General features: G+C 72.6%; 18 protein-coding genes. 11 read left to right on the forward strand and 7 right to left on the reverse strand.

The window, feature by feature from the left end:
- The first annotated feature begins 55 nt into the window (after positions 1-55).
- Positions 56-1,036 (forward strand): FecCD family ABC transporter permease, encoded by a 981-nt coding sequence (locus tag A6A06_RS05130; RefSeq protein WP_079193835.1) that lies wholly within the window; start codon positions 56-58, stop codon positions 1,034-1,036.
- Positions 1,033-2,106 carry a FecCD family ABC transporter permease gene (locus A6A06_RS05135; protein ID WP_073759228.1) on the forward strand — a complete coding sequence of 358 codons (1,074 nt, stop codon included), beginning with the start codon at positions 1,033-1,035 and terminating at the stop codon, positions 2,104-2,106. Before A6A06_RS05130 ends, A6A06_RS05135 begins: the two co-directional genes overlap by 4 nt.
- Positions 2,107-2,136: 30 nt before the next feature.
- Here the strand turns inward: A6A06_RS05135 and A6A06_RS05140 are convergent, their stop codons facing one another.
- A complete protein-coding gene (locus A6A06_RS05140) occupies positions 2,137-2,913 on the reverse strand; it encodes a MerR family transcriptional regulator (protein ID WP_073759230.1) in 777 nt (258 codons plus the stop codon).
- A 333-nt stretch (positions 2,914-3,246) separates the two neighbouring features.
- On the opposite strand from A6A06_RS05140, the gene A6A06_RS05145 reads away from it, so the two are divergent.
- A complete protein-coding gene (locus A6A06_RS05145; RefSeq protein ID WP_073759231.1) occupies positions 3,247-4,374 on the forward strand; it encodes a serine hydrolase domain-containing protein in 1,128 nt (375 codons plus the stop codon).
- A 100-nt stretch (positions 4,375-4,474) separates the two neighbouring features.
- On the opposite strand, the gene A6A06_RS05150 is transcribed toward A6A06_RS05145, so the two are convergent.
- Together A6A06_RS05150 and A6A06_RS05155 are read right to left on the reverse strand one after the other, a co-directional pair.
- Positions 4,475-6,673, reverse strand: coding sequence for a hypothetical protein (locus A6A06_RS05150; protein ID WP_199930677.1), 2,199 nt, complete (start codon positions 6,671-6,673; stop codon positions 4,475-4,477).
- Between the two features lie 249 nt (positions 6,674-6,922).
- A complete protein-coding gene (locus A6A06_RS05155) occupies positions 6,923-8,323 on the reverse strand; it encodes a transcriptional regulator (protein ID WP_073759233.1) in 1,401 nt (466 codons plus the stop codon).
- Between the two features lie 580 nt (positions 8,324-8,903).
- Here A6A06_RS05155 and A6A06_RS05160 point away from each other — a divergent pair.
- The 6 genes from A6A06_RS05160 to A6A06_RS05190 all read left to right on the forward strand — a co-directional run bounded on the left by A6A06_RS05160 (position 8,904) and on the right by A6A06_RS05190 (position 15,942).
- Positions 8,904-9,575: a bifunctional DNA primase/polymerase gene (locus tag A6A06_RS05160; protein WP_073759234.1), complete on the forward strand. Its 672-nt coding sequence runs from the start codon at positions 8,904-8,906 to the stop codon at positions 9,573-9,575.
- 231 nt (positions 9,576-9,806) lie between these two features.
- Positions 9,807-10,673: an ABC transporter ATP-binding protein gene (locus tag A6A06_RS05165; RefSeq protein WP_199930678.1), complete on the forward strand. Its 867-nt coding sequence runs from the start codon at positions 9,807-9,809 to the stop codon at positions 10,671-10,673.
- Positions 10,670-12,334 carry a transporter gene (locus tag A6A06_RS05170; protein WP_073759235.1) on the forward strand — a complete coding sequence of 555 codons (1,665 nt, stop codon included), beginning with the start codon at positions 10,670-10,672 and terminating at the stop codon, positions 12,332-12,334. Before A6A06_RS05165 ends, A6A06_RS05170 begins: the two co-directional genes overlap by 4 nt.
- A gap of 463 nt (positions 12,335-12,797) precedes the next feature.
- Positions 12,798-14,231, forward strand: a complete 1,434-nt coding sequence (locus A6A06_RS05175; RefSeq protein ID WP_079193781.1) for a DHA2 family efflux MFS transporter permease subunit — start codon at positions 12,798-12,800, stop codon at positions 14,229-14,231.
- Between the two features lie 237 nt (positions 14,232-14,468).
- Positions 14,469-15,215 carry a hypothetical protein gene (locus tag A6A06_RS05180; RefSeq protein ID WP_206780360.1) on the forward strand — a complete coding sequence of 249 codons (747 nt, stop codon included), beginning with the start codon at positions 14,469-14,471 and terminating at the stop codon, positions 15,213-15,215.
- Positions 15,216-15,711: 496 nt separating this feature from the next.
- Positions 15,712-15,942 (forward strand): hypothetical protein, encoded by a 231-nt coding sequence (locus A6A06_RS05190; RefSeq protein WP_073759238.1) that lies wholly within the window; start codon positions 15,712-15,714, stop codon positions 15,940-15,942.
- A 14-nt stretch (positions 15,943-15,956) separates the two neighbouring features.
- Here A6A06_RS05190 and A6A06_RS05195 read toward each other — a convergent pair whose 3' ends face one another.
- Positions 15,957-16,241, reverse strand: a complete 285-nt coding sequence (locus tag A6A06_RS05195; RefSeq protein WP_073759239.1) for a putative quinol monooxygenase — start codon at positions 16,239-16,241, stop codon at positions 15,957-15,959.
- Between the two features lie 650 nt (positions 16,242-16,891).
- Positions 16,892-17,866 (reverse strand): NAD-dependent epimerase/dehydratase family protein, encoded by a 975-nt coding sequence (locus A6A06_RS05200; protein WP_073759828.1) that lies wholly within the window; start codon positions 17,864-17,866, stop codon positions 16,892-16,894.
- Between the two features lie 133 nt (positions 17,867-17,999).
- Here A6A06_RS05200 and A6A06_RS05205 point away from each other — a divergent pair, with 133 nt between their 5' ends.
- Together A6A06_RS05205 and A6A06_RS05210 are read left to right on the forward strand one after the other, a co-directional pair.
- Positions 18,000-18,713 (forward strand): DJ-1/PfpI family protein, encoded by a 714-nt coding sequence (locus A6A06_RS05205; protein ID WP_073759240.1) that lies wholly within the window; start codon positions 18,000-18,002, stop codon positions 18,711-18,713.
- Between the two features lie 72 nt (positions 18,714-18,785).
- Entirely contained in the window at positions 18,786-19,229 is a 444-nt protein-coding gene (locus A6A06_RS05210; protein ID WP_079193782.1) for a MarR family winged helix-turn-helix transcriptional regulator, read from the forward strand.
- A gap of 231 nt (positions 19,230-19,460) precedes the next feature.
- On the opposite strand, the gene A6A06_RS05215 is transcribed toward A6A06_RS05210, so the two are convergent.
- A complete protein-coding gene (locus A6A06_RS05215) occupies positions 19,461-20,333 on the reverse strand; it encodes an alpha/beta fold hydrolase (RefSeq protein WP_073759241.1) in 873 nt (290 codons plus the stop codon).
- A gap of 1,630 nt (positions 20,334-21,963) precedes the next feature.
- Positions 21,964-22,656 (reverse strand): metal-dependent transcriptional regulator, encoded by a 693-nt coding sequence (locus A6A06_RS05220; RefSeq protein ID WP_073759242.1) that lies wholly within the window; start codon positions 22,654-22,656, stop codon positions 21,964-21,966.
- Positions 22,657-22,708: the final 52 nt, after the last annotated feature.

Raw genomic sequence — 22,708 nt, forward strand, 5'->3', positions numbered from 1 at the left:
ACCCGCCCCCGCAGACCCGGCGACCCCGCCCGCGCCGCCCGCCGGGCGCCGGGTGATGCGGGCGGGCGGGCTGCTGCTGGGCCTGGCACTGCTGGCCGTCGTGGTGCTGGTCAGCATCGCCGTGGGCGCCAAGGCCATCCCCCTCGACCAGGTGTGGCACGGCCTGTTCGGGTCGACCGGCACCGCCGACGACCGGATCGTGCGGGAACTGCGCCTGCCGCGTACCGCGCTGGGCGTCGCGGCGGGCGCCGCCCTCGGCCTGGCCGGCGCCGTGATGCAGTCCCTCACCCGCAACCCGCTGGCCGACCCCGGGCTCCTCGGCGTCAACGCGGGCGCCTCGGCCGCCGTGGTCACCGCGATCAGCGTGCTGGGCGTCACCTCCTTCACCGGCTACCTGTGGTTCGCGCTGGCCGGCGCCGGTGTGGCGGCCGTCCTGGTCAACGCGCTCGGCGGCAGCCGGGCGGCCACCCCGGTACGCCTGGCCCTGGCCGGCACCGCCATCAACGCCGCCCTCTTCGGCTACGTCAACGGACTGCAACTGACGGACCTGGGAGCGCTGGAGACCATGCGGCACTGGTCGATCGGCACCCTCGCCGGCCGGAACGGCGACCTGCTGCTGACCGCGCTGCCGTTCCTGCTGGCGGGCGCCGTCCTCGCGCTGGCGGTGGCCCGCCCGCTGAACGCGGTCGCCCTGGGCGAGGACACCGCCCGCTCCCTCGGCGCCCGGCTGGGCCGGACCCGGGTGCTGTCCATCGTCGCCATCACCCTGCTGTCCGGCGCCGCGACCGCGGTGTGCGGGCCGATCGGCTTCATCGGCCTGATGATCCCGCACGCGGTACGGGCCTTCTGCGGGCCCGACAACCGGTGGCTGTTCCCGTACTGCGCCGTCTTCGCGCCGGTCCTGCTCCTGGGATCGGACATCATCGGCCGGGTACTGGTCCCGCCGACCGAGATCGAGGTCGGGGTGGTCACCGCGTTCTTCGGCGGCCTGCTCTTCATCCACCTCGTCCGCCGCCGGAAGGTGGCCCAGCTGTGAGCGCCGTACGCACCCCCGCCGCACGCCGTGCGGCGCCGCGCCCCGCCGTCCTGCGCACCCGCGGCGGGCTCTCCCTCCGGCTGGGCCGCCGTGCCCTGCTGGTCTGCGCGGCACTGGCGCTGACCGGCATCACGGTCGCCGTCCTGTCCCTGGGCATGGGCAGCTACCGCCTCAGCCCCGGCGAGGTCGTCGCGACCCTCTTCGGGGACGGCCCGCCCGGCGCGGACTTCGTCGTGGTCGACCTGCGGCTGCCCCGGGTGCTGGACGGGCTGCTGGCCGGGTTCGCGATGGGCATGAGCGGCGCGGTCTTCCAGTCGCTGGCCCGCAACCCGCTCGGCAGCCCCGACGTCATCGGCTTCGGCAGCGGGGCGTCGGCCGGCGCTCTCGTCTCCGTCATCGTCCTGGAGGCCGGGACCGCGCAGATCGCCCTCGGCGCGGTGCTCGGCGGCCTGACCACCGCCGCCGCCGTCTACCTGCTGGCCTGGCGGCGCGGCGTGCACGGCTACCGCCTGGTGCTCGTCGGCATCGGCGGCTCGGCGGTCCTCGGCTCGCTCACCAGCTACCTGTACGTACGGGCCGACATCGGCAAGGCCGCCGAGGCTGCCACCTGGATGATCGGCAGCCTCAACGGCCGCGGCTGGTCCGACGTGGGCGTGGCCGCGCTCGGCGTCGTCGCCCTGGCGCCCGCCGTCCTGGTCCTGGCCCGGCGGCTCTCCCTGCTGGAGATGGGCGACGACACGGCGGCGGCCCTCGGCGTCGCCCCCGAACGCAGCCGTCTGGCCCTGCTCGCCACCGGCACCGGCCTGACGGCGCTGTCCGTCGCCGCCGCCGGGCCCATCCCGTTCGTCGCGCTCGCCGCGCCCCAGCTGGCCCGCCGCCTCACCCGCTCCCCCGGCCCCAACGTCCTGCCCGCGGCCTGGATGGGCGCCGTCCTGGTCACCCTCGCCGACTGGGCGGCCCAGCGCGTCTCCGGTACGGGCATCCTGCCGGTCGGCGTGATCACGGGGGTGGGCGGCGGCGTGTACCTGGCCTGGCTGCTGTTCCTGGAACGGAGGTCGGGCAAGCTGTGAGAAGCCGCGCCGCAGCCGCGGCGCGGCCCTTCACTGCCGCGGGACGTCGATGCCGGCCGCCCGCAGCTCCGCCTCGACCAGCGCGTTCAGCCGGGCGATGGACGGCCCCTCGGCCTCCCGGTGGTGGTTGACCATGCCGTACCGGGAGGCGGCGTCGGAGCGGTTCCGGAATCCGTCCGGCATCGCCAGCATCGCGCGGTCGGCCAGCAGCTTGCCCGCCAGGGCGGACGCCAGCTCCTCGATCCGCGGGTCGTCCGGGTCCCAGGAGCCCGCCTCCCAGCCGCGCTTGGTCAGGTCGACGTACTCGGGGTCGTCGAGGAGGAGTTCGAGGCGGGTCAGGAAGCTGTCGAGGAGCTCCGGGACCAGAGCCCGGACCAGCACCAGGGCCTCCCGCTGGGCGGCCAGGTAGTCGGGGCGGAAGCCGAGACCGGCGAGCCGGTCCAGGACCGCGCAGGCCCGGTCGGGCAGCAGGGCCCGGTCGCCGTGGGTGAGCCGGTGCAGCGTGTCGCGGCGCGCGGTCAGGTCCTCGATCTGTTCGGTGAGCCGGTGCCGGACGTCGTCCAGGGCGGCGGCGAACCGCTCGGGACCGGCGTCGAGCAGGTCCCCGATCCCGGCCAGCGGCACACCGGCCCCGGCCAGGGTCCGCACCTGGATCAGCCGGAGCAGGTCGGCCGACCCGTACCGCCGGTAGCCGGAACCGTCCCGTTCCGGCTCGGCGACCAGGCCGAGCCGGTGGTAGTGCCGCACGGTCTTGACCGTGACGCCGACGAACGCCGCGGCCTGACCGATCGTGAGCCCTGCCGCCATCAGTTCGGCGCACCTCCGCTTCGTGGGCGGCCGGGCCTCCGGCCGCCTTCGCGCTCGCCTCGGGGCCGGTACGGACTGCGGGCGATCACAGGGGCGAGACTAGCGCGCGGCTGTTCCCCCTTGAGGGCCGGGCCCTGGCCAACGCCCGCCATGGCCGGACCTCTTGTCGTCAAAGCCGGTCATCTCCTCCCCTTCTGCCGGAGATTGACCTTGACCTTGGGTCAGGGTGCACGCTCAGCACATCGCCGCCTCGAAGGGGCCGGTGGCCACCAGGGCCGCCGTCGCACTGCCGGACTGTGCCCGGCACCTACTGTCACGGGATAAGGAACGACCATGGGTGAGTCCCTCCACACCGCGAAGAACTCCGCTGCCGCCGCCGGTCCGGACCGTCCGGAGCTGCGGAAGGCCATCCAGGAGATCGTCGATTCCGGTATCACCGGGGTGTCGCTGCGCGTCCACGACGAGCGGGGCCACTGGGCCGGCAGCGCCGGGGCGGCCGAAGTGGGCAGGACCGGCGAACCGCCGACGGACGGGCACGTCCGGATCGGCAGCAACACCAAGACCTTCACCGCGACCCTGGTGCTGCAACTGGTGGCCGAAGGAAAGATCGGCCTGGACACCCCGGTGGACGACTACCTGCCCGGATTCGTGCTGGACCGGCGGATCACGGTGCGGATGCTGCTCCAGCACACCAGCGGAGTGTTCAACTTCACCGGCGAGCACTTCGAGGACGGGACGGTCGTACCGGGCATCCCCTCCACCATCTCGGGCAAGGAGTGGGTGGACCACCGGTTCACCGCCTACCGGCCCGAAGAGCTGGTACGGCTGGCGCTGTCCCACCCGGCGCGGTTCGAGCCGGGGGCCGACTGGAGCTACTCCAACACCAACTACGTGCTGGCCAGGCTGCTGGTCGAGGAGGTCACCGGCCGCTCGTGCGCCGAGGAGACGCACGAGCGGATCCTGGAGCCGCTCGGCCTGTCGGGCACCGTCGTGCCGGGCACCTCACCGGAGATCCCCGAACCGCACGCCCACGCCTACTACCGGTACGAGGACGCCGGCCGCCAGGAGACGGTCGACGTCACCCGCCACAACCCCTCCTGGATCTCCGCGGGCGGCGACATGATCTCGACCACCCAGGACCTCCACACGTTCATCTCCGCACTCGCCAGGGGCGAGCTCCTGCCCGCCCCGCTGCTGGCCGAGATGCGCACGCCGCACCCCGAGACCGGCTTCGGGCTGGGCTTGCGCGTACAGGACGCGGGCCCCGGCGGCGACACCGTCCTCTTCCACAACGGCGGCGCAGGCGGCCACGCGGCGTTGATGTACAGCACACTCGACGGCGGCAAGACCCTGACCGCCGCGCTGAACTACGTGGACGACGCCGCGCTGTCCCTGACCGGGGCATTCCTGAAGGCGCAGGACCGGCTCGTGGCAGAGGTGTTCGGCGGCGGGCAGCTCTGACCGGACGGCGGGGCGACGGGCCCGCCGACCGGACGCGCGCGGCCCTCGGCCCGTGCCGGGACCCGGCGGACTTCCCGGGCCGCTCCGGCGGCCCGTCCCGTCAGAGCTGCTCCGGGCGGCGCTCGGTCAGGCCGTACTTCTGCGCGATCGGGTTCCACAGCTTCGCCGCCTCCTGCTTGGCCTTCGTGGCCCGGCCGCTGTCCGCGTTGCCCCGGGCGGGCTCCTTGCCGCCGCGGGCCTTGCCCTTGGGGCAGCCCTTCTTGCCCTTGACCTGGCCGGCCCAGGCCGCGTAGTGGTTGTCGGCCGAGGCGGAGGACTTCCACGCCTCGTTGAGCGACGCGGTCAGCGCGCCGCTGCCGGGCAGCTTGTCGACGGGGAGCTTGGCCAGACGGCTCACCAGCTCGTTGCGCTGCTGCGCCGCGTCCCGGAGGTCCTTGGCCGCGCCGTCGAGGTTGTCGCACGACTTGATGCTCTTGACCGCGCCGATCACGGCGGAGCGGCTGTTGTTGCTGTCCTTCAGGAGCGCGTCGAGGTCCTTGGCCTGCACGGCCACCGGGTCGGCGGGCGGCGGCTTCTGCTCGGACTTCTTGCCGTCCGTGCCGTCCTTCGCCGCGCCGGGCGCCCCGCCGGAGTCCTCCTGCTTCTTCTTGGCGGAACCGTCGTCGCCGCCTCCGCTGAGCGCCCAGCCGACGCCGAGTCCGGCGCCCGCCAGAGCCACCACGGCCACGCCGATGATCACGGCGGGCGCGAAGCGCCGACGCCGGCCGCCGCCGTCCGGCTCGTGGTCCGGCGCGTACTGGTCGTACTGCTGCCCGTAGGGCGGCCGGCCGTACGGGCCCTGCGGCTGCTGTCCCGGCTCGTCGAAGCGGGGCAGCTGGGCGGTGGCGTCCGGAACGCCGCCCTGCGCCCCTGCCGGAGCGGCCCCGGCAGGACCGGAGCGGAACAGTCCGTCGAACTCGGCCGGTGTCGCACGGTCTCCGGCCGCGCCGGACGGTACGCCGAAGGGCCCGCCGGGCGGCGCGGGGGTACCGGCGCCTATCGGCGGTATGAGCTGGGTGGCCTCGGAGTCGGCGCCGGGCTGCGCGGGCCGGGCCGCTCCGGGCTGCGGGCCGTTCGGCTTGACCGCGCGCAGCGTACGGGTGGACTCGCCGGGCGATTCGGGACGTACGCCCGCGGGGCCGCCGGCCTCCGGGGGGAGCGGGGCGGCTCCGGGCATCGGGCCGGGCTGTCCGGTCTGGGGGTGTCCGGCCTGAGGCTGTCCGGCCTGGGGCTGTCCGGTCTGGGGGCTTCCGCCCGTCTTGCGCGGCTGTCCGCTGATCGGGCGCAGCAGCGCCGTCGATTCGGGGTCCCCGGCGGCGGGCGGCATGGGCGCACCGGCCTGCGGGGTCGCGGGGACGAGCTGCCCGTACGGGGTCTGCTGCCCGCCGGGGGCACCGGTCGGGCCGCCGGACTGCGGGTCGAACGGCGGGATCAGCGCGGTCGCTTCCATGTCCTGGGGCGGCGCCTGGCCGGGCTGGACGGCGTTCGGCACGGGCGGCGCCTGCGGGGGCAGGGGCGGGGCGGCCGGGGGCTGGTGCTGTGGCTGTTGCTGTTGCTGGAACGAGGGTTGCGGCTGCTGCGGCTGCTGCTGGACGGGCGGCGCCGCCGGAGGCACCGGGGGCATCGGCTGGGCAGGCGGGTGCTGCTGGGCGAAGGGCTCCTGCCCGTACAGCTGCTGCTGGACGGGAGGCTGCTGGCCGTACAGCTGCTGGTCCTGCCCGAACGGCTGCTGCTGACCGTAGGACTGGTCCTGCCCGAACGGCTGCTGCGGGCCCGGGACCTGCTGGCCGAAGGGCTGCTGGCCGGGAGCCTGCTGCTGGAACTGCGGCGGCTGCTGGCTCTGCGGCGGCTGCTGGCTCTGCGGCGGCTGCTGCCCGTAAGGCTGCCCGGGTATCTGCTGCCCGAAGGCGTCCTGGCCGGGCGCCTGCTGCCCGCCGTACGACTGCCCTTGGAACGCCTGCCCGGGGTCCGGCTGCCCATGGGCCACCTGCCCCTGCCCCTGAACCGGCTGGCCTTGGACCGGCTGTCCCTGGCCCTGGACCGGCTGACCCTGTCCCTGAACCGGCTGCCCCTGGCCCGGCTGGCCGCCCGGTGCCTGCTGCTGCTCCGGGCCCCAGGGCTGCCCCCAGGGCCGGCCCGCGGGCGGTGCGGCCTGCTGGCCGGGGACCCACGGATCACCGTGAGCGGGCAGCACAACGCCCTCTCGCGCGGGCTCGCCCGCAGGATTGTGCGGGTCGTTGCCCTGTCCGCTCTGGGTCACCGGGACTCCTACGATCTGCTGACTTACGGAAGCGTCGGCTCACGCTACCGGGTCGCAGTCGCGTTCGACCATGTCCCCTGGTCACACCCGCCCGAGACGCCCCACAAGGCCCCTCTGAGGGCCTTCTGGAGCCCTTCCGGGGCATCGGGAGGGTGCCGGGCGGGCCCTGCGCGGCCCGCCCGGCACGGAAGGACGAGGCGACCCGGGCGCCGACCAGCCCTCCCCCGGCTGCCGCGGGCCGCGAATCCGTTACGCGGCTGCCCGCAATTCCAGCCGGGCACCGAACTCCCGCACCACCGGCTCGTCCCGGTACGGCTCCAGCCGCAGCTGGAAGTCCTCCAGATACTCCGCGCCGCGGTTCGAGCGCAGCCCGCTCAGCAACTCGACGGCCTGGGTGCCCGTGTGGCACGCCTGCTCGATCTCGCGCTGCTGGACCTGCGCGCTGGCAAGCAGCACCAGCCCGATGGCGCGGCGCCGCGCCCGCCCTTCCGGATGCCCGTCCACCGCTTCCTGCGCGCGCTGGCGTGCCGCGCTCGCCTGCCCCAAGTCGCGGTGGCAGTGTGCGAGTTCGTCGGCGAGGTAGGCCTCGTCGAAGTGCGAGATCCACACCGGGTCCTCGCCGGCGCCCGGGGAGCCGGGGGTGCCGCCGGCGCGGTCCATGGCGCCCACGGCCCGGCCCGCCACGAGCTGGAAGGCCCGCGCGTCGCCCATCAGGGCGTGTCCCCGCGCCTCCGCCGCGAAGAACATCGCCTCCGCACGCGGCGTGACGTGCCCGCGCGCGCCTTCCTGCGCGGCCTTCGCGAGCTGTGCGATCTCCCGCGGGTTGCCCAGCGAGGCGGCGAGGTGGCTCATGCTGGCGGCCAGTACGTACCCCCCGTATCCGCGGTCGCCCGCCGCCTGCGCCAGTCGCAGCGCCTGGATGTAGTAGCGCTGCGCCAGTCCCGGCTGGCCGGTGTCGACGGCCATGTAGCCGCCCAGTTCGGTCAGCCGGGCGACCGCCGCGAACAGTTCGCGGCCGACCGATTCCCGGTACGAGCCGGCCAGCAGCCCGGAGACGACGCTGTTGAGGTAGTGGACGACGACCGGCCGGACGTGGCCGCTGCCGAAGCGGTGGTCCAGCTCGCCCAGGGCCGTGGTCATGGCCCGTACGGCTTCGACGTCCGAGATGCCCACCCGCGCACCGGCGTTGCGCGCCACCTGCGGGTCGGCGCTGGTGATGAGCCAGTCGCGGCTCGGTTCGACCAGCGCTGAGGCGGCCACGGTGGAGCCGCTGAGGAAGTCGCGCCGCCCGACGTCGCTGCGCCACAGCTCGCATACCTGCTCGATGGCGCCGAGGACGGTGGGCGAGAACTGCAGGCCCACGCCGGACGCGAGGTTCTTGCCGTCGGCCATCCCGATCTCGTCGATGGTGACCGTGCGCCCCAGTTTGCGGCCGAGCGCCTCCGCGATGATGGCGGGGGCCCGGCCGCGCGGCTGCTGGCCGCGCAGCCAGCGGGCGACGGAGGTCTTGTCGTAGCGCAGGTCGAGTCCGTGTTCGGCGCCGCACATGTTGACGCGGCGGGCGAGCCCGGCGTTGGAGCAGGCGGCTTCCTGAATGAGCGCCTGCAGCCGTTCGTTCGGCTGCCGCGCGACGAGTGGCCTGGCGGCCATACTGCACCCCCTGATTACTGCTGCGCGTTCACCAGCGAACGCCGTACCCGTTGATCGATTCCCCTCGCATATGCCAGATATCCGGGATATCTCAGATGTGCGTCATGTCCGCCAAAGCCTTGACATTCCCGGGGTGATAGCGGTCGGACCGTCCGGCCGGCGGATCACTCCGCCGGATTGCGGTGTTCCGGTAGGTCCTGCCGCCGAGGTCCCGGTCCTGCGCCATGGGTCCGGCTTCGGCTGTTCCTGCTGCTGGTGCTGCTCCTGTTCCGGTCTTCGGTGGGGCGGTGGTGTCGGGGAACCGACGGAACCGGGGTACGCCGTGCGGTACCCGCGTCCTGCTCGCGGCGCCGCCGCGCCGTACGGTCCCGGCCGTTCGCTCCGGGGGCCGTACCGGCTGTGCCGCGGCCTGCCGCCGGGCGGCCTCTCCGCCCGTCACGCAGGTGGCTACCCGTTCTTCCGGCGCTACCCCGCACGCGCCCCCAACCATGCATCCATGCGCCCCACGTGCGGGAACGATGCGCCGGGGCGGTGCACGTGTCGGCCGTAACCCTTGGTGACAGGGGAAGTTGTCCAGCACGTGGAAGACACCATCGGAGTCACAGGAGCCACTCAGGTACCCCAGCAGCGTGGCGAGCTGTTGATCGAAACTGCGGTGCGTTACGCGGAAGAGCGGCATTGGGACGTCTTGCCCGGCGCATGGCTGGAGGACGAGGGCGAAGTGCCGCGCTGCTCGTGCGGAGCGGCCGACTGCGCCGCGCCCGGAGCGCACCCCGCGGTCCCCGGCTGGGCCGGTCACGCCACGGGCAGCGCGACGGCCGCGCGCCGCCTGTGGGGCAGGAATCCGCGCGCCTCGATCCTGCTTCCCACGGGCCGTACGTTCGAGGCGCTCGACGTGCCCGAGACGGCGGGCTGCCTGGCCCTGGCCCGGATGGAGCGGATGGACCTGCCGCTCGGTCCGGTGACCCGCACCCCGGGCCGCCGGGTGCTCTTCTTCGTCCTTCCCGGTGCCTCGGTCAAGGTGCCCGACCTGGTACGTCAGCTGGGCTGGCCGCCCGCGTCGCTGGACCTCGTCGCGCGCGGCGAGGGCGACTACGTCGCCGCGCCGCCGACGCGTGTGGGGGCGCACGGGGCGGTGCAGTGGGTGCGCCGCCCCACCGCCGCCAACCGGTGGCTGCCGGACGCGGACGTACTGATCAGCGCCCTGGCGTATGCCTGCGGGCGGGAGGCCGTCGCGGCACGCGGACGGTGAGGGCGGGGCGGCGGAGCCGGACGGGGCGCCCCCGCCGCGCCGTCGTCCCGCTCCGGTACGCCGCCATTCCGCGCAGGTGCGCCCGGCGCGTACCGCGCCCCGCACGCCCCTCCCGTACGCCGCACGCCCGGCCGTTCGGCCGCACCGGCCCCGTCACACGCCCGCCCGTATCGTGGGACGCAAGGACGGGGGTCCGACCGGCCCCTGCGGGGACGTGGAAGGGCAGGACCGGTGGCCAACGAAGAGCCGGAACACATCGACCAGCCGACGGGCGCGGTCGCGCCGCCGGACGGCTCGTCCGTCCGGGCGGATGGACCGCCCGGTGGTGTGCCCGCCGTGCGGGTCCGGGGGCTGTGGAAGAAGTACGGCGAGCAGGTCGCCGTCGCGGGGATCGACCTGGCGCTGCCCGCGGGCCGGTTCATCGGCCTGGTCGGCCCGAACGGCGCGGGCAAGACCACCACCCTGTCGATGGTGACCGGCCTGCTGCGCCCGGATGCCGGGCAGGTGGAGATCGGCGGCCACGACGTGTGGCACGACCCGGTCGCGGTGAAGTCCCGTATCGGCGTACTGCCCGAGGGGCTGCGCCTGTTCGAGCGGCTGTCGGGCCGCGAACTCCTGGCCTACATCGGGCGGCTGCGGGGGCTGCCCGGCGCGGAGGTCGACAAGCGCGCCGACCAGCTGCTGGAGGTACTGGACCTGTCGGGCGCGCAGAACAAGCTCGTCGTCGACTACTCGACCGGTATGCGCAAGAAGATCGGGCTGGCGGCGGCGCTGCTGCACAACCCCGAGATCCTTTTCCTGGACGAGCCGTTCGAGGGCGTCGACCCGGTGTCGGCGCAGACCATCCGCGGCGTACTGGAGCGCTATACGTCCTCCGGCGCCACCGTCGTCTTCTCCAGCCATGTGATGGAGCTGGTGGAGTCGCTGTGCGACTGGGTCGCGGTGATGGCCGGCGGGCGCATCAGGGCGGACGGGCCGCTCGCGGAGGTGCGCGGTGACGCGCCGTCCCTCCAGGACGCGTTCCTCGAACTGGTCGGCGCCAACGGGCGCGCGGCCGGGCAGAACCTGGACTGGCTGGGTGGCGGGGGCGCCCGATGACCGCTTCCTCTCCTCCCGCCGCGCCCGCCCGCACGCCGTCCGGCGCCCCGCACGCGGCCCCGGGCCCGTCGCTGACCCCGGTCTTCATCCGCCTCAAGCTGTCCTTGATGCGCAACGGTCTGCGTCAGTCGTCCGGCCGGACCGTCGCGTACGTGGCGTCGCTGGTGGTGTCCCTGCTGTGCGCGGCGGGCGTGCTGGCCGGCCTGGTCGCCCTGCGCGACGTCGAGCACGCGGGCGCGCTGGGCGTCCTGCTCGCCGGGCTGCTGACGCTGGGCTGGGCGGCGATGCCGCTGTTCTTCCCGTCGGGTGACGAGACCCTCGACCCGACCCGGCTCGTCATGCTGCCGCTGCGGCCCCGCCCGCTGATCGTCTCGCTGCTGGTGACGTCGCTGGTGGGGATCGGGCCGGTCTTCACGCTGGCGCTGGCCGTCGGCTCGGCGATCATGATGGCGCACAGCGCGGGCGCCGCGGTCGTCGGCGTCCTCGCCGTCGTCCTGGTCGTCCTGGTGTGCGTGGCGCTGGCGCGGGCCGTGGCCACCGCCAACGTACGGCTGCTGACCAGCCGCCGGGGCCGCGACCTCGCCGTGCTGAGCGGCCTGTTCGTCGCGATCGGCGCGCAGGGCGTGAACATCGGCACGCAGAAGCTGTTCGGGTCGGGCGGCGGGCTGTCCGCCCTGGAGTCCGTCTCCGACGTCCTGCGCTGGGTGCCGCCCGCCTCGGCCGTGGACGCGGTCCGCGCGGCGAGCGAGGGTTCGTACGGGCGCGCCGTGCTGGGCCTGGCGCTGGCCGCGGTGGCGCTCGGCCTGCTGCTGTGGTGGTGGAGCCGCACCCTGACCAGGGTGATGACCTCGCCCGACTCCTCCACCCTCCAGGCCGTCGAGCAGGACAGCGCGCGCAAGCAGCGCGCTGCGGGCGGCGGTCTGCAGCGGCTGCTGCCGGAGGGCCGTACGGGCACCGTCATCCTGCGGATGATGCGTTACGCGTGGCGCGACCCGAAGTCGAAGATGTCGTGGGCCATGGCCTTCGGCGTGGGCCTGCTCGTCCCGGTCGTCTCCGCCCTCCAGGGCGGCGGCAGCATCTATACGGCGTTCTCGGCGTCGACCCTGCTGGGGATGCAGATGTACAACCAGTTCGGGCAGGACACGTCGGCGTTCTGGATGGTCGCCTCGACGATCTCCACACCCCGCGACGCCTTCCTCGAACTGCGCGCGCGGGGCCTGGGACTGGCCATGGTCGGCGTGCCGTTCGTGACGCTGGTCGTGGTCGGCGCGGCTGCCTCCCTGGGGCCGTGGTCCGCGTTCTTCGACGTCTACGGACTGTCGCTGGCCCTGCTGGGCGCTCTGGTGGCGACCGGCGCGCTGACCTCGGCGCTGTTCCCGTACTCGATCCCCGCGGAGAGCAACAAGAACATCGCCCCCGGACAGGGCGCCATCGCCTGGTTCAGCCTGTTCGGCGGCATGCTGACGAGCGGCGTGCTGGCCGCCCCGGTGGTCGCGCTGCTGGTGTGGCTGCACGTGGCGGGCCTGCACAGCCTGCTGTGGCTGATGCTGCCCGTGGGGGCGGCGTACGGCGTCGGCATCGCGCTCCTGGGGATGCGGGTGGCGGCGCCGCGGGTGGCGGCACGGCTGCCGGAGATTCTGGGGGCGGTCAGCAAGGGGTGAGGGGCTGGGGGCGGGTGGGCGGCTCGCCTGCCCCCGTCTGCGGGGGCAGCGCGCTCACCCCGGCCGCGGGGGGAAAGCTCGCCCGCCCCCGTCCGCGGAGTGGGCAGTTCGCTCCCCCGCTCGCTTGACCTCAAGTTTGCTTCAGGTCCGAGGGTGTGGGTGATCGGCCGGCCATCGGGGCCCGGCCGCCATCACGGGGAGCCGACCCATGCCCACGCCAGCGCTACCGCCTGCGCAGCCATCGTCCACGCCGTCGGGCGGTTCAGTGCCGTCGGCCAATTCAGTGCCATCGGACGGTTCGGCGCCGCTGACCGATGCGGCGCCGTCAGCCGGTTCGGCGCCGCCGGTCGATTCGGCGCCACCGGTCGATTCGGCGCCACCGGCCGACCCGGTGCCACCAGCCGATCCGGCGTCACCAGCCGATCCGGCGCCCGCTCGCGCTCCCGGCCAAGGCCGCGGCGTCATGGCGATGGCCTTCGTCGTCGTCCTCGGCTCGCTGATGACGGTCCTCGACACCACCGTCGTCAATGTCGCCCTCAACCGCCTCTCCGCGGACTTCCACGCCCCGCTGGCGTCCATCCAGTGGGTGGCCACCGGCTACACGCTCGCCCTGGCCACCGTCATCCCCGTCACCGCGTGGGCCGTCGGCCGCTTCGGCACCAAGCGCCTCTACATGCTCGCCATCGCGCTGTTCGCCGTCGGATCGGCACTCGCCGGACTCGCCTGGAACACCGAGTCCCTGATCGTCTTCCGGGTGCTGCAAGGGCTGGCGGGCGGCATGGTCCAGCCGGTCGGCATGACGATCCTCCTCCAGGCGTCCGACCCGGCCCGCCGGGGACGGATGATGAGCGTCCTCGGCATCCCCGTCCTGGTCGGGCCGCTGGTCGGCCCGGTGCTCGGCGGCTACCTGGTCGACGAGGTCTCCTGGCGCTGGATCTTCCTGATCAACATCCCGGTCGGCGTCCTGGCGTTCGCCCTGGCCGGACGGATCTTCCGGCGCGACGCTCCGGGCCGGGGCCCGCGCCTGGACCTCCCCGGCCTGCTGACGCTCTCTCCCGGCCTGGCCATCCTCATCTACGGCCTGACCAGCGGCGCGGAACAACGTTCCTTCACCAGCGCGGGCGCCCTGGTGCCGACGCTGGCGGGCGCCGCGCTCATCGCCGCTTTCGCCGTACGGGCGCTGACCGCCAAGTCCCCGCTCATCGACCTCCGGCTGCTGCGCCGCCGCCCGTTCGGTCCGGCTGCCGCCACCCTCGCGCTCTTCGTCTGCGGCTACTTCGGCTCGATGCTGCTGATGCCGCTGTACTACCAGGTCGTACGGGGTCAGAGCGCGACCGGCGCCGGGCTGCTGGGCATTCCGCAGGTGCTGGCGACGGGGATCACCATGCAGTTCGCGGGCCGCCTGGCCGACAGGGTCCCGGCGGGCAGGCTCGTACCGGCCGGCGTGGGCCTGGCAGCGGCCGGATTCCTGGCCTTCACCACGCAGGTCGCGGCGGACACCCCGTACTGGGCGCTCGCGGCCGCGCTCGCCGTCATGGGCGTCGGGGTCGGCATGACGATGATGCCGACGATGGCCACCGCCACCCGCGGCATCGACCACGCCCGCCTCCCGGCCGCCTCGACGACGCTGAGCATCATCCCGCAGCTCGCGGGCTCGGTGGGCGCGGCCCTGATGTCCGTCCTGCTCGCGGGCGCCATGAGCACCCGGCTCCCGGCACCGGCCGACGGAGGCGGCGGCCTGGAAACCGTCCACAACCTGCCCGCCGACGCGGTACGCGCCCTCGCTCCCCAACTGTCCGCGGCCTTCCAGCACACCTACATCTGGGCAGTGGCCCTGGTGGCGCTGGCGCTCCTCCCGTCCTTGCTGCTCCCCCGCCGCCAACAGCTCTCCGGGTGACGGAAATCCGTCGCCGCCGAAGGTTATCCACAGGCTTCCCCACGCCGGGAAAACGGCCGGTACCGTCGTGCATCACGGCGACAGAACGATCGCCAAGACGACACGGACGTCAGCGAAACCGCCGGCTCGTCCGGCGAACGGGGGTGGGGAAGCATGCGGCCGACCGAAGGAACAGGGACAGGCAGACGCTCCCTGTCGGCAACGGCGATGGCAACGGCAGCCGTGACAACGGCATGTGTGTCACTGACTCTCCTCGCCACAACCGCCCAAGCAGCAACGCACACCCCATCCGCCATCCCATCCACCACTCCCGATTCCGCCTCCCTCCCCCGACTCCTCCTCCTGATCGCCGGACCGCTCCTGCTCATAGCGGCCGTCGCTCTCCTTCTCCGCCGCCGCACCCGGCTACGAGATTTCGCGCACCCGTTGTCGGTCCCCCGGTCCGTCTTCACCGCTCTGCGCCGAGCCGACGAAACCGAGATACGGGAGCGCGCCGCTGAGGAGGTCATACGTCTGGCCGCGCAGACGCGGAGCACAACTGCCGCACCGGCTGCCGCGGAGCAGGCCCGTGAGGCCTGCGCGACGGCCGACACTCTCTTGCAGAGGGCGCGGGGAGTTCCGGACCTGGCGGGCGTGTTCGCCCTCCTCCACGAGGGCTATGCCGCCCTCGACCGGTCAACGGCTCCGCTCCCCCTGTGCTTCTTCCACCCCTTGCACGGCACCGCGACCCGACGCATACCTTGGCGCCCCTCGGAGCACGGCGACCGCTTCCAGGTGGGAGCCTGCGCCTCCTGCATACGTGCCCTACGGACCCGCCGGAGCCCGGACACCCTCACCGACCAGGACCAGGCGTCGGGCGGCCCCGTCCCGTACTTCCACCTGCCGCCGGAGCACAGCGTGTGGGCAGCCACCGGCTACGGCTCCCTACTGACCGACGCCTCCCTGACCACACACGTCCAACGCGCCCTCGGCCCCCAACCATGAACCAAAACACCCAAGCCCCCTCCCCTCCCTCTCCCTCACGCCCCACACACCTCTCACAGCTCAAGCACCGCTGGAGCGAACTACCGGTTTGGGCACGATGGGTTGCCGCGACATACGCGTACGGCTTCATCCAAGGGACCTGCGCCCACCTCATCGACCTGATACGCGACGGCGTCCACGCCTACGCCGCCTTCCCTCAAGTGCCGCTTCAGGTGTTCTTCATCAGCCTGGTGATCCTCGACCCGCTGACCGCCTTCCTGGTACTACGCCTACGCAGAGCAGGCGCCTGGATGGCATGCGGAGTAATGATCGCGGACACCACCGCGAACTGGACCGCCAACTGGCAATGGATACACAACGACCCACCAGAACTACTGAGCCCGGTAGGCCTCACCCTCATCACACTCTTCACCCTGTACGTAGTAGCCACCTGCTACCCACTCCAACGCGAGATGGCCCGGATGCAGCGACGGGGGAACAGCAGCAGCCGACGGCAGTGATCCTGCACGACCTGCTGGAGGAGGCGGTGCGGCAGGCAAAGGGCCGGGCGGGTCCCGCGCCGGACGGGCACAAAAAGCGCAACACGATGGAGCGGGCCATCAGAAAACTGAAGCAGTTCAGGGCCGTCGCCACTCGCTATGACCAGCGCGGATCCGTCCATCTCGCCACCGCCACCGCCACCGTCACCATCACCGCCACCGCGCTTCTCACCTGGCTCCGATCATGATCGAAAGGGCTGACCTACGGGGCCTCGACGCCAGATATCCGGTACTTGCTCACCTCGGCTGCGCGAATCTGAGCTGTCCGCTCGGGCTCCGGGCCCACACCACGGAAGCGTTCGAGATCCTCGTCCGTCTCCCAGCGTTCGTACACATTGATCCGGTCAGGCTCGACCAGATCGGCCGACAGGGCGAAATCAAGGCACCCGAGGGCGGCCCGGGCATGCTCGATGACCTTCGAGCATCCGGCCAGGTATGCGTCACGAGCAGCAGCATCCACGTACAACTTCCCGGCAATGATGATCACGGCACTCCTCGCATAGCAGCCACTCGCCCGACAGTGATGTGCAGCGTGACCGCCTTCCAGCACGGCCCCTGCGGAGACAGACCGTAGCGGCCTACCAGACTCAACGGACACATCCACCACCACGAGCAGGAGGCATCACAGCGGCGCAATCCACCTGATCGAAGAGACACGTCTTGGCGCCGGTGACAGTACCGGTGGCGCCGGTGCCGGTGCCGGTGCCGGTGCCGCCAGTGGTGTCAGCGGGGTGGCGCCAGTGACGGCGGCGCCTGTGTCGGCACCCGCGCCTGGCAACGTAGGTGCGCTGCCAGCCCGTAGGCGCGATTGAAGGGCCGCAGGTGGGTTCGACAGGGGCAGGGCCCGCAGACGGGTTGAACAGGCGATTCATGCAGCTCATGCAGCTCATGCGGTCCTTGCGAACCTTGTAGTGCCCGCAGTACCCGCAGCACCTGCAGTCCTTGTAGTACCTGCAGTACCTGTGGCCCTGGCGGTCTATTCGGCCCATCAGATGTGCACGTTTCGCGCGACACGTACACCGGTTCGGGGAGGGGTGGGGGGCGGGGGCGGGGGGGCCGGGGGGGAAGCCCCCAGACTCGCTCCCCCGCCCCCCCACCCACCCGCCCGCTCAGGTCCCGCTGTTCGTGTTGTCCCGTTTAGGGGGTGGGGGGCGGGGCGGCCGCTTGGGTGGTGAGGGCTGTTTGTTCTTCTTCGGGGGTGTAGCCGAGGCGGAGCGGGGGTTCGCCTCGGGCGCGGTCCCAGGCCAGGACGTCGGCGGCCGTTACTTCCAGCGGGGTCGACGGGAGGCCGGCCTGCCGGGCGCGGGCCGCGCTGCGCTGTTGGGTCGGCCAGTTCGGGCGTACCAGCGGAAACATTCGGGGCGCCCCGTCCGGAGAGACCGGCACGATGTCGACCTGGGTGCCCGCCACTCGCGCACAGGTCTCGATGAGTTCGCCGAGTGTCGTCGGTTCGGCAGGGCCCACCGCGTGGAAGACGCCGGGGCGGTCATCGGTGATCAACTGCACCACCAGGCGGGCCAGGTCACGCGAGTCGATGATCTGTACCGGCTGGGCCGGGTCGGCCGGCAGTGCCACTCGGCCGCCGCGCGCGGCGCGGCGTACCCAGTACGTGAACGTGTCCATCGAGTCGTGCGGCCCGGCCACCTTTCCCGGCCGTACGATCGTCGCCCGCGTGCCGTACCGGGCGGTCACATCGTCCTCGCAGGCCACTTTGAGCGGGCCGTACGTGGCTTCGCTCAGCTCTTCCGTGTCCCGTACGGGTGGGCGGCGCGGGGTGTTTTCGTCGCTGCCCGGGGCCAGGCCTGTGCGTTCGTAAACGGCGTGGCTGGAGATGAACAGGTATCGGCCGACGCGGTCGCCCAGTGCGTCCATCGCCTGTCCGACGTGGCGCGGTACGTATCCGCTGACGTCGATGACCGCGTCCCAACTCCTCCCCCGCAGTGCGGAGTAGTCGCCGGTGTCACGATCGCCGATGAGCCGGGGAAGATCGGGGAACAGGTCAGGGTTGGTGCGGCCCCGGCCGAACAGGGTCACCTCGTTACCGGACCGCAGGGCGTCCTCGACGACGGCGCGGCCGACGAAAGATGTACCGCCAAGAACTAGAAGGTGCATGGTCGCCGACACTATCGACGCGTCGATGGGACCGGCAGGGAATAGATCGGCGGCGGGTCTCTTATCAGATACTTACAGGCAGGCTTGTAGCTTGACTGCAAGTTAGTTCGATCGAGGCAGGGAGAAGACGAACATGACCGACGAACAGCGCAGGCTGGAGATCGCGATTCTGGTGTGTCCCGACTACATGCCGGTCGACGTCATCGGACTCCACACGGTCCTGGGCATGCTGCCCGGGGTGAACGTGCATCTCGTCTGGAAGAACCTGGACGAGATCTCGGGCTTCCCCCGCTTCCCCACCCGCGCCACCACCACCTTCGAGGACTGCCCGGCCGATCTGGACGTCCTGTGTGCCGGAGCCGTGCCCGCGGAGGTTCTTGAGGACGCCGAGACGCTGGCGTTCCTCGCCGACCGGGGCAGTCGCGCGAAGTGGATCGCGGGCGTCTGCGCGGGCAGCCTGCTGATGGGGGCGGCCGGCCTGCTCCGCGGATACCGGGCCACGACCAACCTCCATGTGTACGACCTGCTGCCCTACTACGGAGCGACAGCGGTATCGACCAACGCCGTCGTGGAGGACCGTAACCGCATCACCGCCGGCCCGGTGACCGGGAGCATCGAGATCGCCCTGCGGCTCGTTCAGGACCTCCTCGGAACCGAGACGGCGCGCGCGGCCGAGCTGAACATGGAGTACGCGCCTACGCCCCTGTTCGGAGTCGGCACGCCGGAGCTGGCCGGTCCTGAGCTCACCCGGACGGTGTTGGGCATGACCGCCGGCATGAAGACGCCCTTCCTCAAGGTCTCGGAGCGGGCGGCCGAGCGGCTCGGCGTCACGGTGCAGTCGGCCTGATCACCGGGGCCGGGCGGCCTGGGACACTGATACCGGGAGAGTCCACGCGCGGACATCGGTAGGGAGTCACAGGTGAGCAAGGCGCCGGAGATTGCGCTGTCGACGGTCATGCTGGTGATCGGCACCGGACGGCGCCTGCAGGAGCAGCTGGAAGCGCGGCTTGCCGACATCGGCCTGTCGATGCGGCTGTTCGGGGCCCTCGGGCACATCTCCCGCGACGCCGACCTGTCGTACAGCGATCTGGCCCGCCGCGCGGGTGTCACGAGCCAGAGCATGCGCGCCACCGTCCTCATGCTGGAGGAATTGGGGGCGGTGGAGCGCAATCTGCTGGGGCAGGGGCACCGCGCACGGCTGGATCTGACCGAACAGGGCCGCTCGCTGCTCGCCAGGGCGCGGGGCATCCTGTCCGAGCTGGACGAGGAGTTCCTGGCGAACGCCGGAGGGGACCGGAAAGAGGCGCTGGACGAAGCCTGCCGCGGTGCTTTGGGGGCGTCGTTCCCCTTCCGGAGCGAGTAAGCCCCGAACGGCCCGGGGCCGGTCCCGAACGGCCCGGGGGCGGTCCCGAACGGCCCGGGGGCGGTCCCGCATGGGCCGAACGGTGCCGCATAACCCGGACAGGGCAGTCCCGCACAGCTCGGACAGGCCGGTCCCGGTCAGCCCGGGGTAGCCCGGGGTAGCCCCGAGTGGTTCCGGGGCAGGCCCGAGTGGTTCCGGGAGTGTCGAGTGGTTCCGGGGCGTCCAGGGGCCTCAGGTCGGGAGGGCGGAGTCGAGGAAGGGGCCCAGTACGCCCCGCCACTCCGCGGGGGCTTCCCAGGGGAGCCAGTGTCCGGCGTCCGGGACCTCGGCGTAGGCGCCGTACGGGAGGACGCGGACCATTTCCTGGGCTTCGGCGCGGCCCAGTTCGCCGTCCAGGCCGCGGACGACGAGCGTGGGGCACTGCACCAGCGCGAGATCTTCCCAATGCGCGTCGTGGACCCAGGTCTCGCGGGCGGTGAGCATCTGGTGGCGGGAGAAGACCGGGCGCCAGCCGTCGGCGCGTTCGGCCATGATTTCGGCGAAGAACTCACCGCGGGCCGGCTTGGACCGCTCCAGTGTCGGGTCGTCCTCGCCGAACCACTTGCGTACGTCCGCGAGGGTGGCGAACGGAACCGGCCAGGAGCGGAACCAGTCCGCCCACTCCTGCTGCGAGGCCGCGCCCAGGGCGGAGGCCCGCATGTCGCAGATGACCAGCGCGCTGACGAGGTCGGGCCGCCGGGCGGCCACCTGCCAGGCCGTCAGGGCGCCCATGGAGTGGCCGATCAGGACGGCGGGCGCCAGGCCGAGCTGCTCGATGGCGGCGATGCCGTCGGTGATGTACGCCTCGCGGTCGTACGGGCCGTCCTGGGGCTTGTCGCTCCGGCCGTGACCGCGCTGGTCCAGGCCGACGGGGCGGCACCGGGAGCCGAGCCAGCGGGCGGTCTCGGCCCAGTGCGACGCGCGCCCCATGAGGCCGTGCAGGAGCAGCACGCCGGGACCGCGCTCCCCCTCCTCCCCGCCCCGGCCGGCCTTCGGCGGGTCGGTGAACTCCCAGGCGGCGAGCCGGACGCCGCCGGCCCCCGTCACGTCGATACGCCGCACCATGGGCCCTGGCACCCCCAATCGGTCTTCGAGCAGCCCCACACTATCGAACCCCTATTCGAATAAGCTGATTCTGCGCCCAATAACCCTCGTTCGGGTGACCACGCCCAAGGATTGCCGGTCCTCGCCGAGGGGAGACACGTAGCGGGAGGCGGGCCCCACCGGGAAGGGGGCCCACGGGGAAAGACCCTGAGAGCTCGGGGCTCCGGGTCTTGGCGGGGGGACGTGGGGAGGCGGGGCCCCGGCTGCTCGCAGCGCCGGGGCCCTGGTCGTTCACGGGGCCGCCGCCGTCGCGCCGGACGAACCCGCTTCGCATGCGCCTTCCGCGGCGACGCCCCGAAGTGCATCGGCCCCCCGAAGCGATGCGCCGCCGGGAAGCGGCGCGCCAGCCGGAAACAACCAGCCGCCCGGAAGCAATCCGCCGCCCGAAGGCACCCCGCTGTCCGGAAACAACCCGCCGCCCGGAGGCAACCTGCTGCCCCGAAGCCGCGCTACCCCCAGAGGCGGCAGCCCAGTTGAGACCGAGGACGCGCCCGATGACGGAGCCCCTCTCGGAGGCGAGGACGCGCCCGGAGGCGGAGACGCGCTCGGACGCGGGGGCTCGCTCGGACGCGGGGGCTCGCTCGGACGCGGGGACACGCTCAGAGGTGGGGACACGCCCGATAACGGGGAAGCCTTCAGAGGCGGGGAGCCCCTCAGGGGCGGGGGCTCGCTCAGAGGCGGGGACACGCCCGGTAACGAGGACGCCCTCGGAGGCAAGGACCCCCTCAGGGGCGGGAGCTCGCTCAGAGGCGGGGACGAACTCAGAGGCGGGGACGCCCTCGGACACGGGGACACACCCGATAGCGAGGACGCGCCCAGAGGCGAGAACCCCCTCAGAGGCGAAAACGCACTCGGAGGCGGGACCGCACTCAAAGGCGGAGGCGCGCCTGAAAGCGGAGGCGGGACCGCACTCAAAGACGAAGGCGCACCTCAAGCCGGAGGCGCACCTCAAAGCGAAGGCGCACCTCAAGCCGAAGGCGCACCTCAAAGCGCAAACGCCCCTGGGCCCGAAAACGCACCCGCTGACAACCGCGCAACGCAGAACGCCAAAACCCCCACGAGCCCTCTCGCCCGCACCCGCACCCGCACCCGCACCCGCACCCGCACCCGCACCCGTACCACCGTCCCCGCCCCCACCTCCGCCCACCCCCGCACAACTTGCCGAAGTCGCCCTGCGCGTCCGGGTCGTCGCGTACTTCGGTTTCGGGGGTGGTTTCCCGGGGCGGGCCGGGGGTCGCGGGGGACTGCTCCTCACCCGAGCCCCCTCCCCGACCCGGGGCCGCGGCGGCAGGTGTTGTCACGCCCTGTCGGTCGTCAGCCGCCTCGCCCCAGGTCTTAGGCGCCACACGTCATGAGCCCGCTGTCCGCTGTCCTCGCGCGCACGTGTGCCTGCTGCCACCTGTCACCGCGCGGTTGCCATCTGCCACCGCGCGGTCCGCGGCGGCCTTCGCGCGCACGCTCAGCGCCAGCGTGACATGCCTCCGGCCGCTCCGCTCGCGTTCCGCCAACTCCGCGCGCGGGTGAAGCGGTTGACCACTGCACCGGGCTGACGTCGTGCCAGGTCAGCCGGGTGGCGGGCGGTCGGCCCGGGTCAGCGCTTGGCCACGAAGACGTGCGCGGCGATCTCGGATTCCAGCTCCGCCGCCTCGCCGCTGCTGCCGATGAGGACGCCCGAGGACGACTCGGTCACGCTGACCACCGCGCCCGGCTGCACACCGGCCCGCCGCAGCGTGTACATGAGCTGGGCGTCCGCCTGGATGGGCTCGCCGATCCGGCGGACCACGACGGTCTTGCCGTCCGCGCCGGCCTCCAGGTCCATCAGGCTGACCATGCCGGCGTCCAGGAACGGGTCGGCCTCGGCCTTCTCGCCCAGCTCCTCCAGGCCCGGGATCGGGTTGCCGTACGGCGACTCCGTCGGATGCCGCAGCAGTTCCACGACGCGGCGCTCGACCGCCTCGCTCATCACGTGCTCCCAGCGGCACGCCTCGGCGTGCACCTGCTCCCACTCCAGCCCGATGACGTCGACGAGCAGACACTCGGCGAGCCGGTGCTTGCGCATGACGCGGGTCGCCAGCCGGCGGCCCTCCTCGGTGAGCTCCAGATGGCGGTCGCCCGCGACCGTGAGCAGGCCGTCCCGCTCCATGCGCGCCACGGTCTGGCTGACCGTCGGGCCGCTCTGTTCGAGCCGCTCGGCGATCCGGGCGCGCATCGGGACCACGCCTTCCTCTTCCAGCTCAAGGATGGTGCGGAGATACATCTCCGTGGTGTCGATCAGTCCGGACATGCGTGCCCCTTGATGTGTCGTGCGGTGGCCCTGACCTCAATTCTGACGCATC

It is taken from the genome of Streptomyces sp. CB02923 (assembly GCF_001905005.1).
Classification (GTDB): domain Bacteria; phylum Actinomycetota; class Actinomycetes; order Streptomycetales; family Streptomycetaceae; genus Streptomyces.

Bases quoted from the DNA above. Each gene is read 5' to 3' on its own strand.
- A6A06_RS05130 (WP_079193835.1), top strand. From the start codon at position 56: ATGCGGGCGGGCGGGCTGCTGCTGGGCCTGGCACTGCTGGCCGTCGTG.
- A6A06_RS05140 (WP_073759230.1), bottom strand. From the start codon at position 2,913: ATGGCGGCAGGGCTCACGATCGGTCAGGCCGCGGCGTTCGTCGGCGTC.
- A6A06_RS05145 (WP_073759231.1), top strand. From the start codon at position 3,247: ATGGGTGAGTCCCTCCACACCGCGAAGAACTCCGCTGCCGCCGCCGGT.
- A6A06_RS05155 (WP_073759233.1), bottom strand. From the start codon at position 8,323: ATGGCCGCCAGGCCACTCGTCGCGCGGCAGCCGAACGAACGGCTGCAG.
- A6A06_RS05170 (WP_073759235.1), top strand. From the start codon at position 10,670: ATGACCGCTTCCTCTCCTCCCGCCGCGCCCGCCCGCACGCCGTCCGGC.
- A6A06_RS05175 (WP_079193781.1), top strand. From the start codon at position 12,798: ATGGCGATGGCCTTCGTCGTCGTCCTCGGCTCGCTGATGACGGTCCTC.
- A6A06_RS05200 (WP_073759828.1), bottom strand. From the start codon at position 17,866: ATGCACCTTCTAGTTCTTGGCGGTACATCTTTCGTCGGCCGCGCCGTC.
- A6A06_RS05205 (WP_073759240.1), top strand. From the start codon at position 18,000: ATGACCGACGAACAGCGCAGGCTGGAGATCGCGATTCTGGTGTGTCCC.
- A6A06_RS05215 (WP_073759241.1), bottom strand. From the start codon at position 20,333: ATGGTGCGGCGTATCGACGTGACGGGGGCCGGCGGCGTCCGGCTCGCC.
- A6A06_RS05220 (WP_073759242.1), bottom strand. From the start codon at position 22,656: ATGTCCGGACTGATCGACACCACGGAGATGTATCTCCGCACCATCCTT.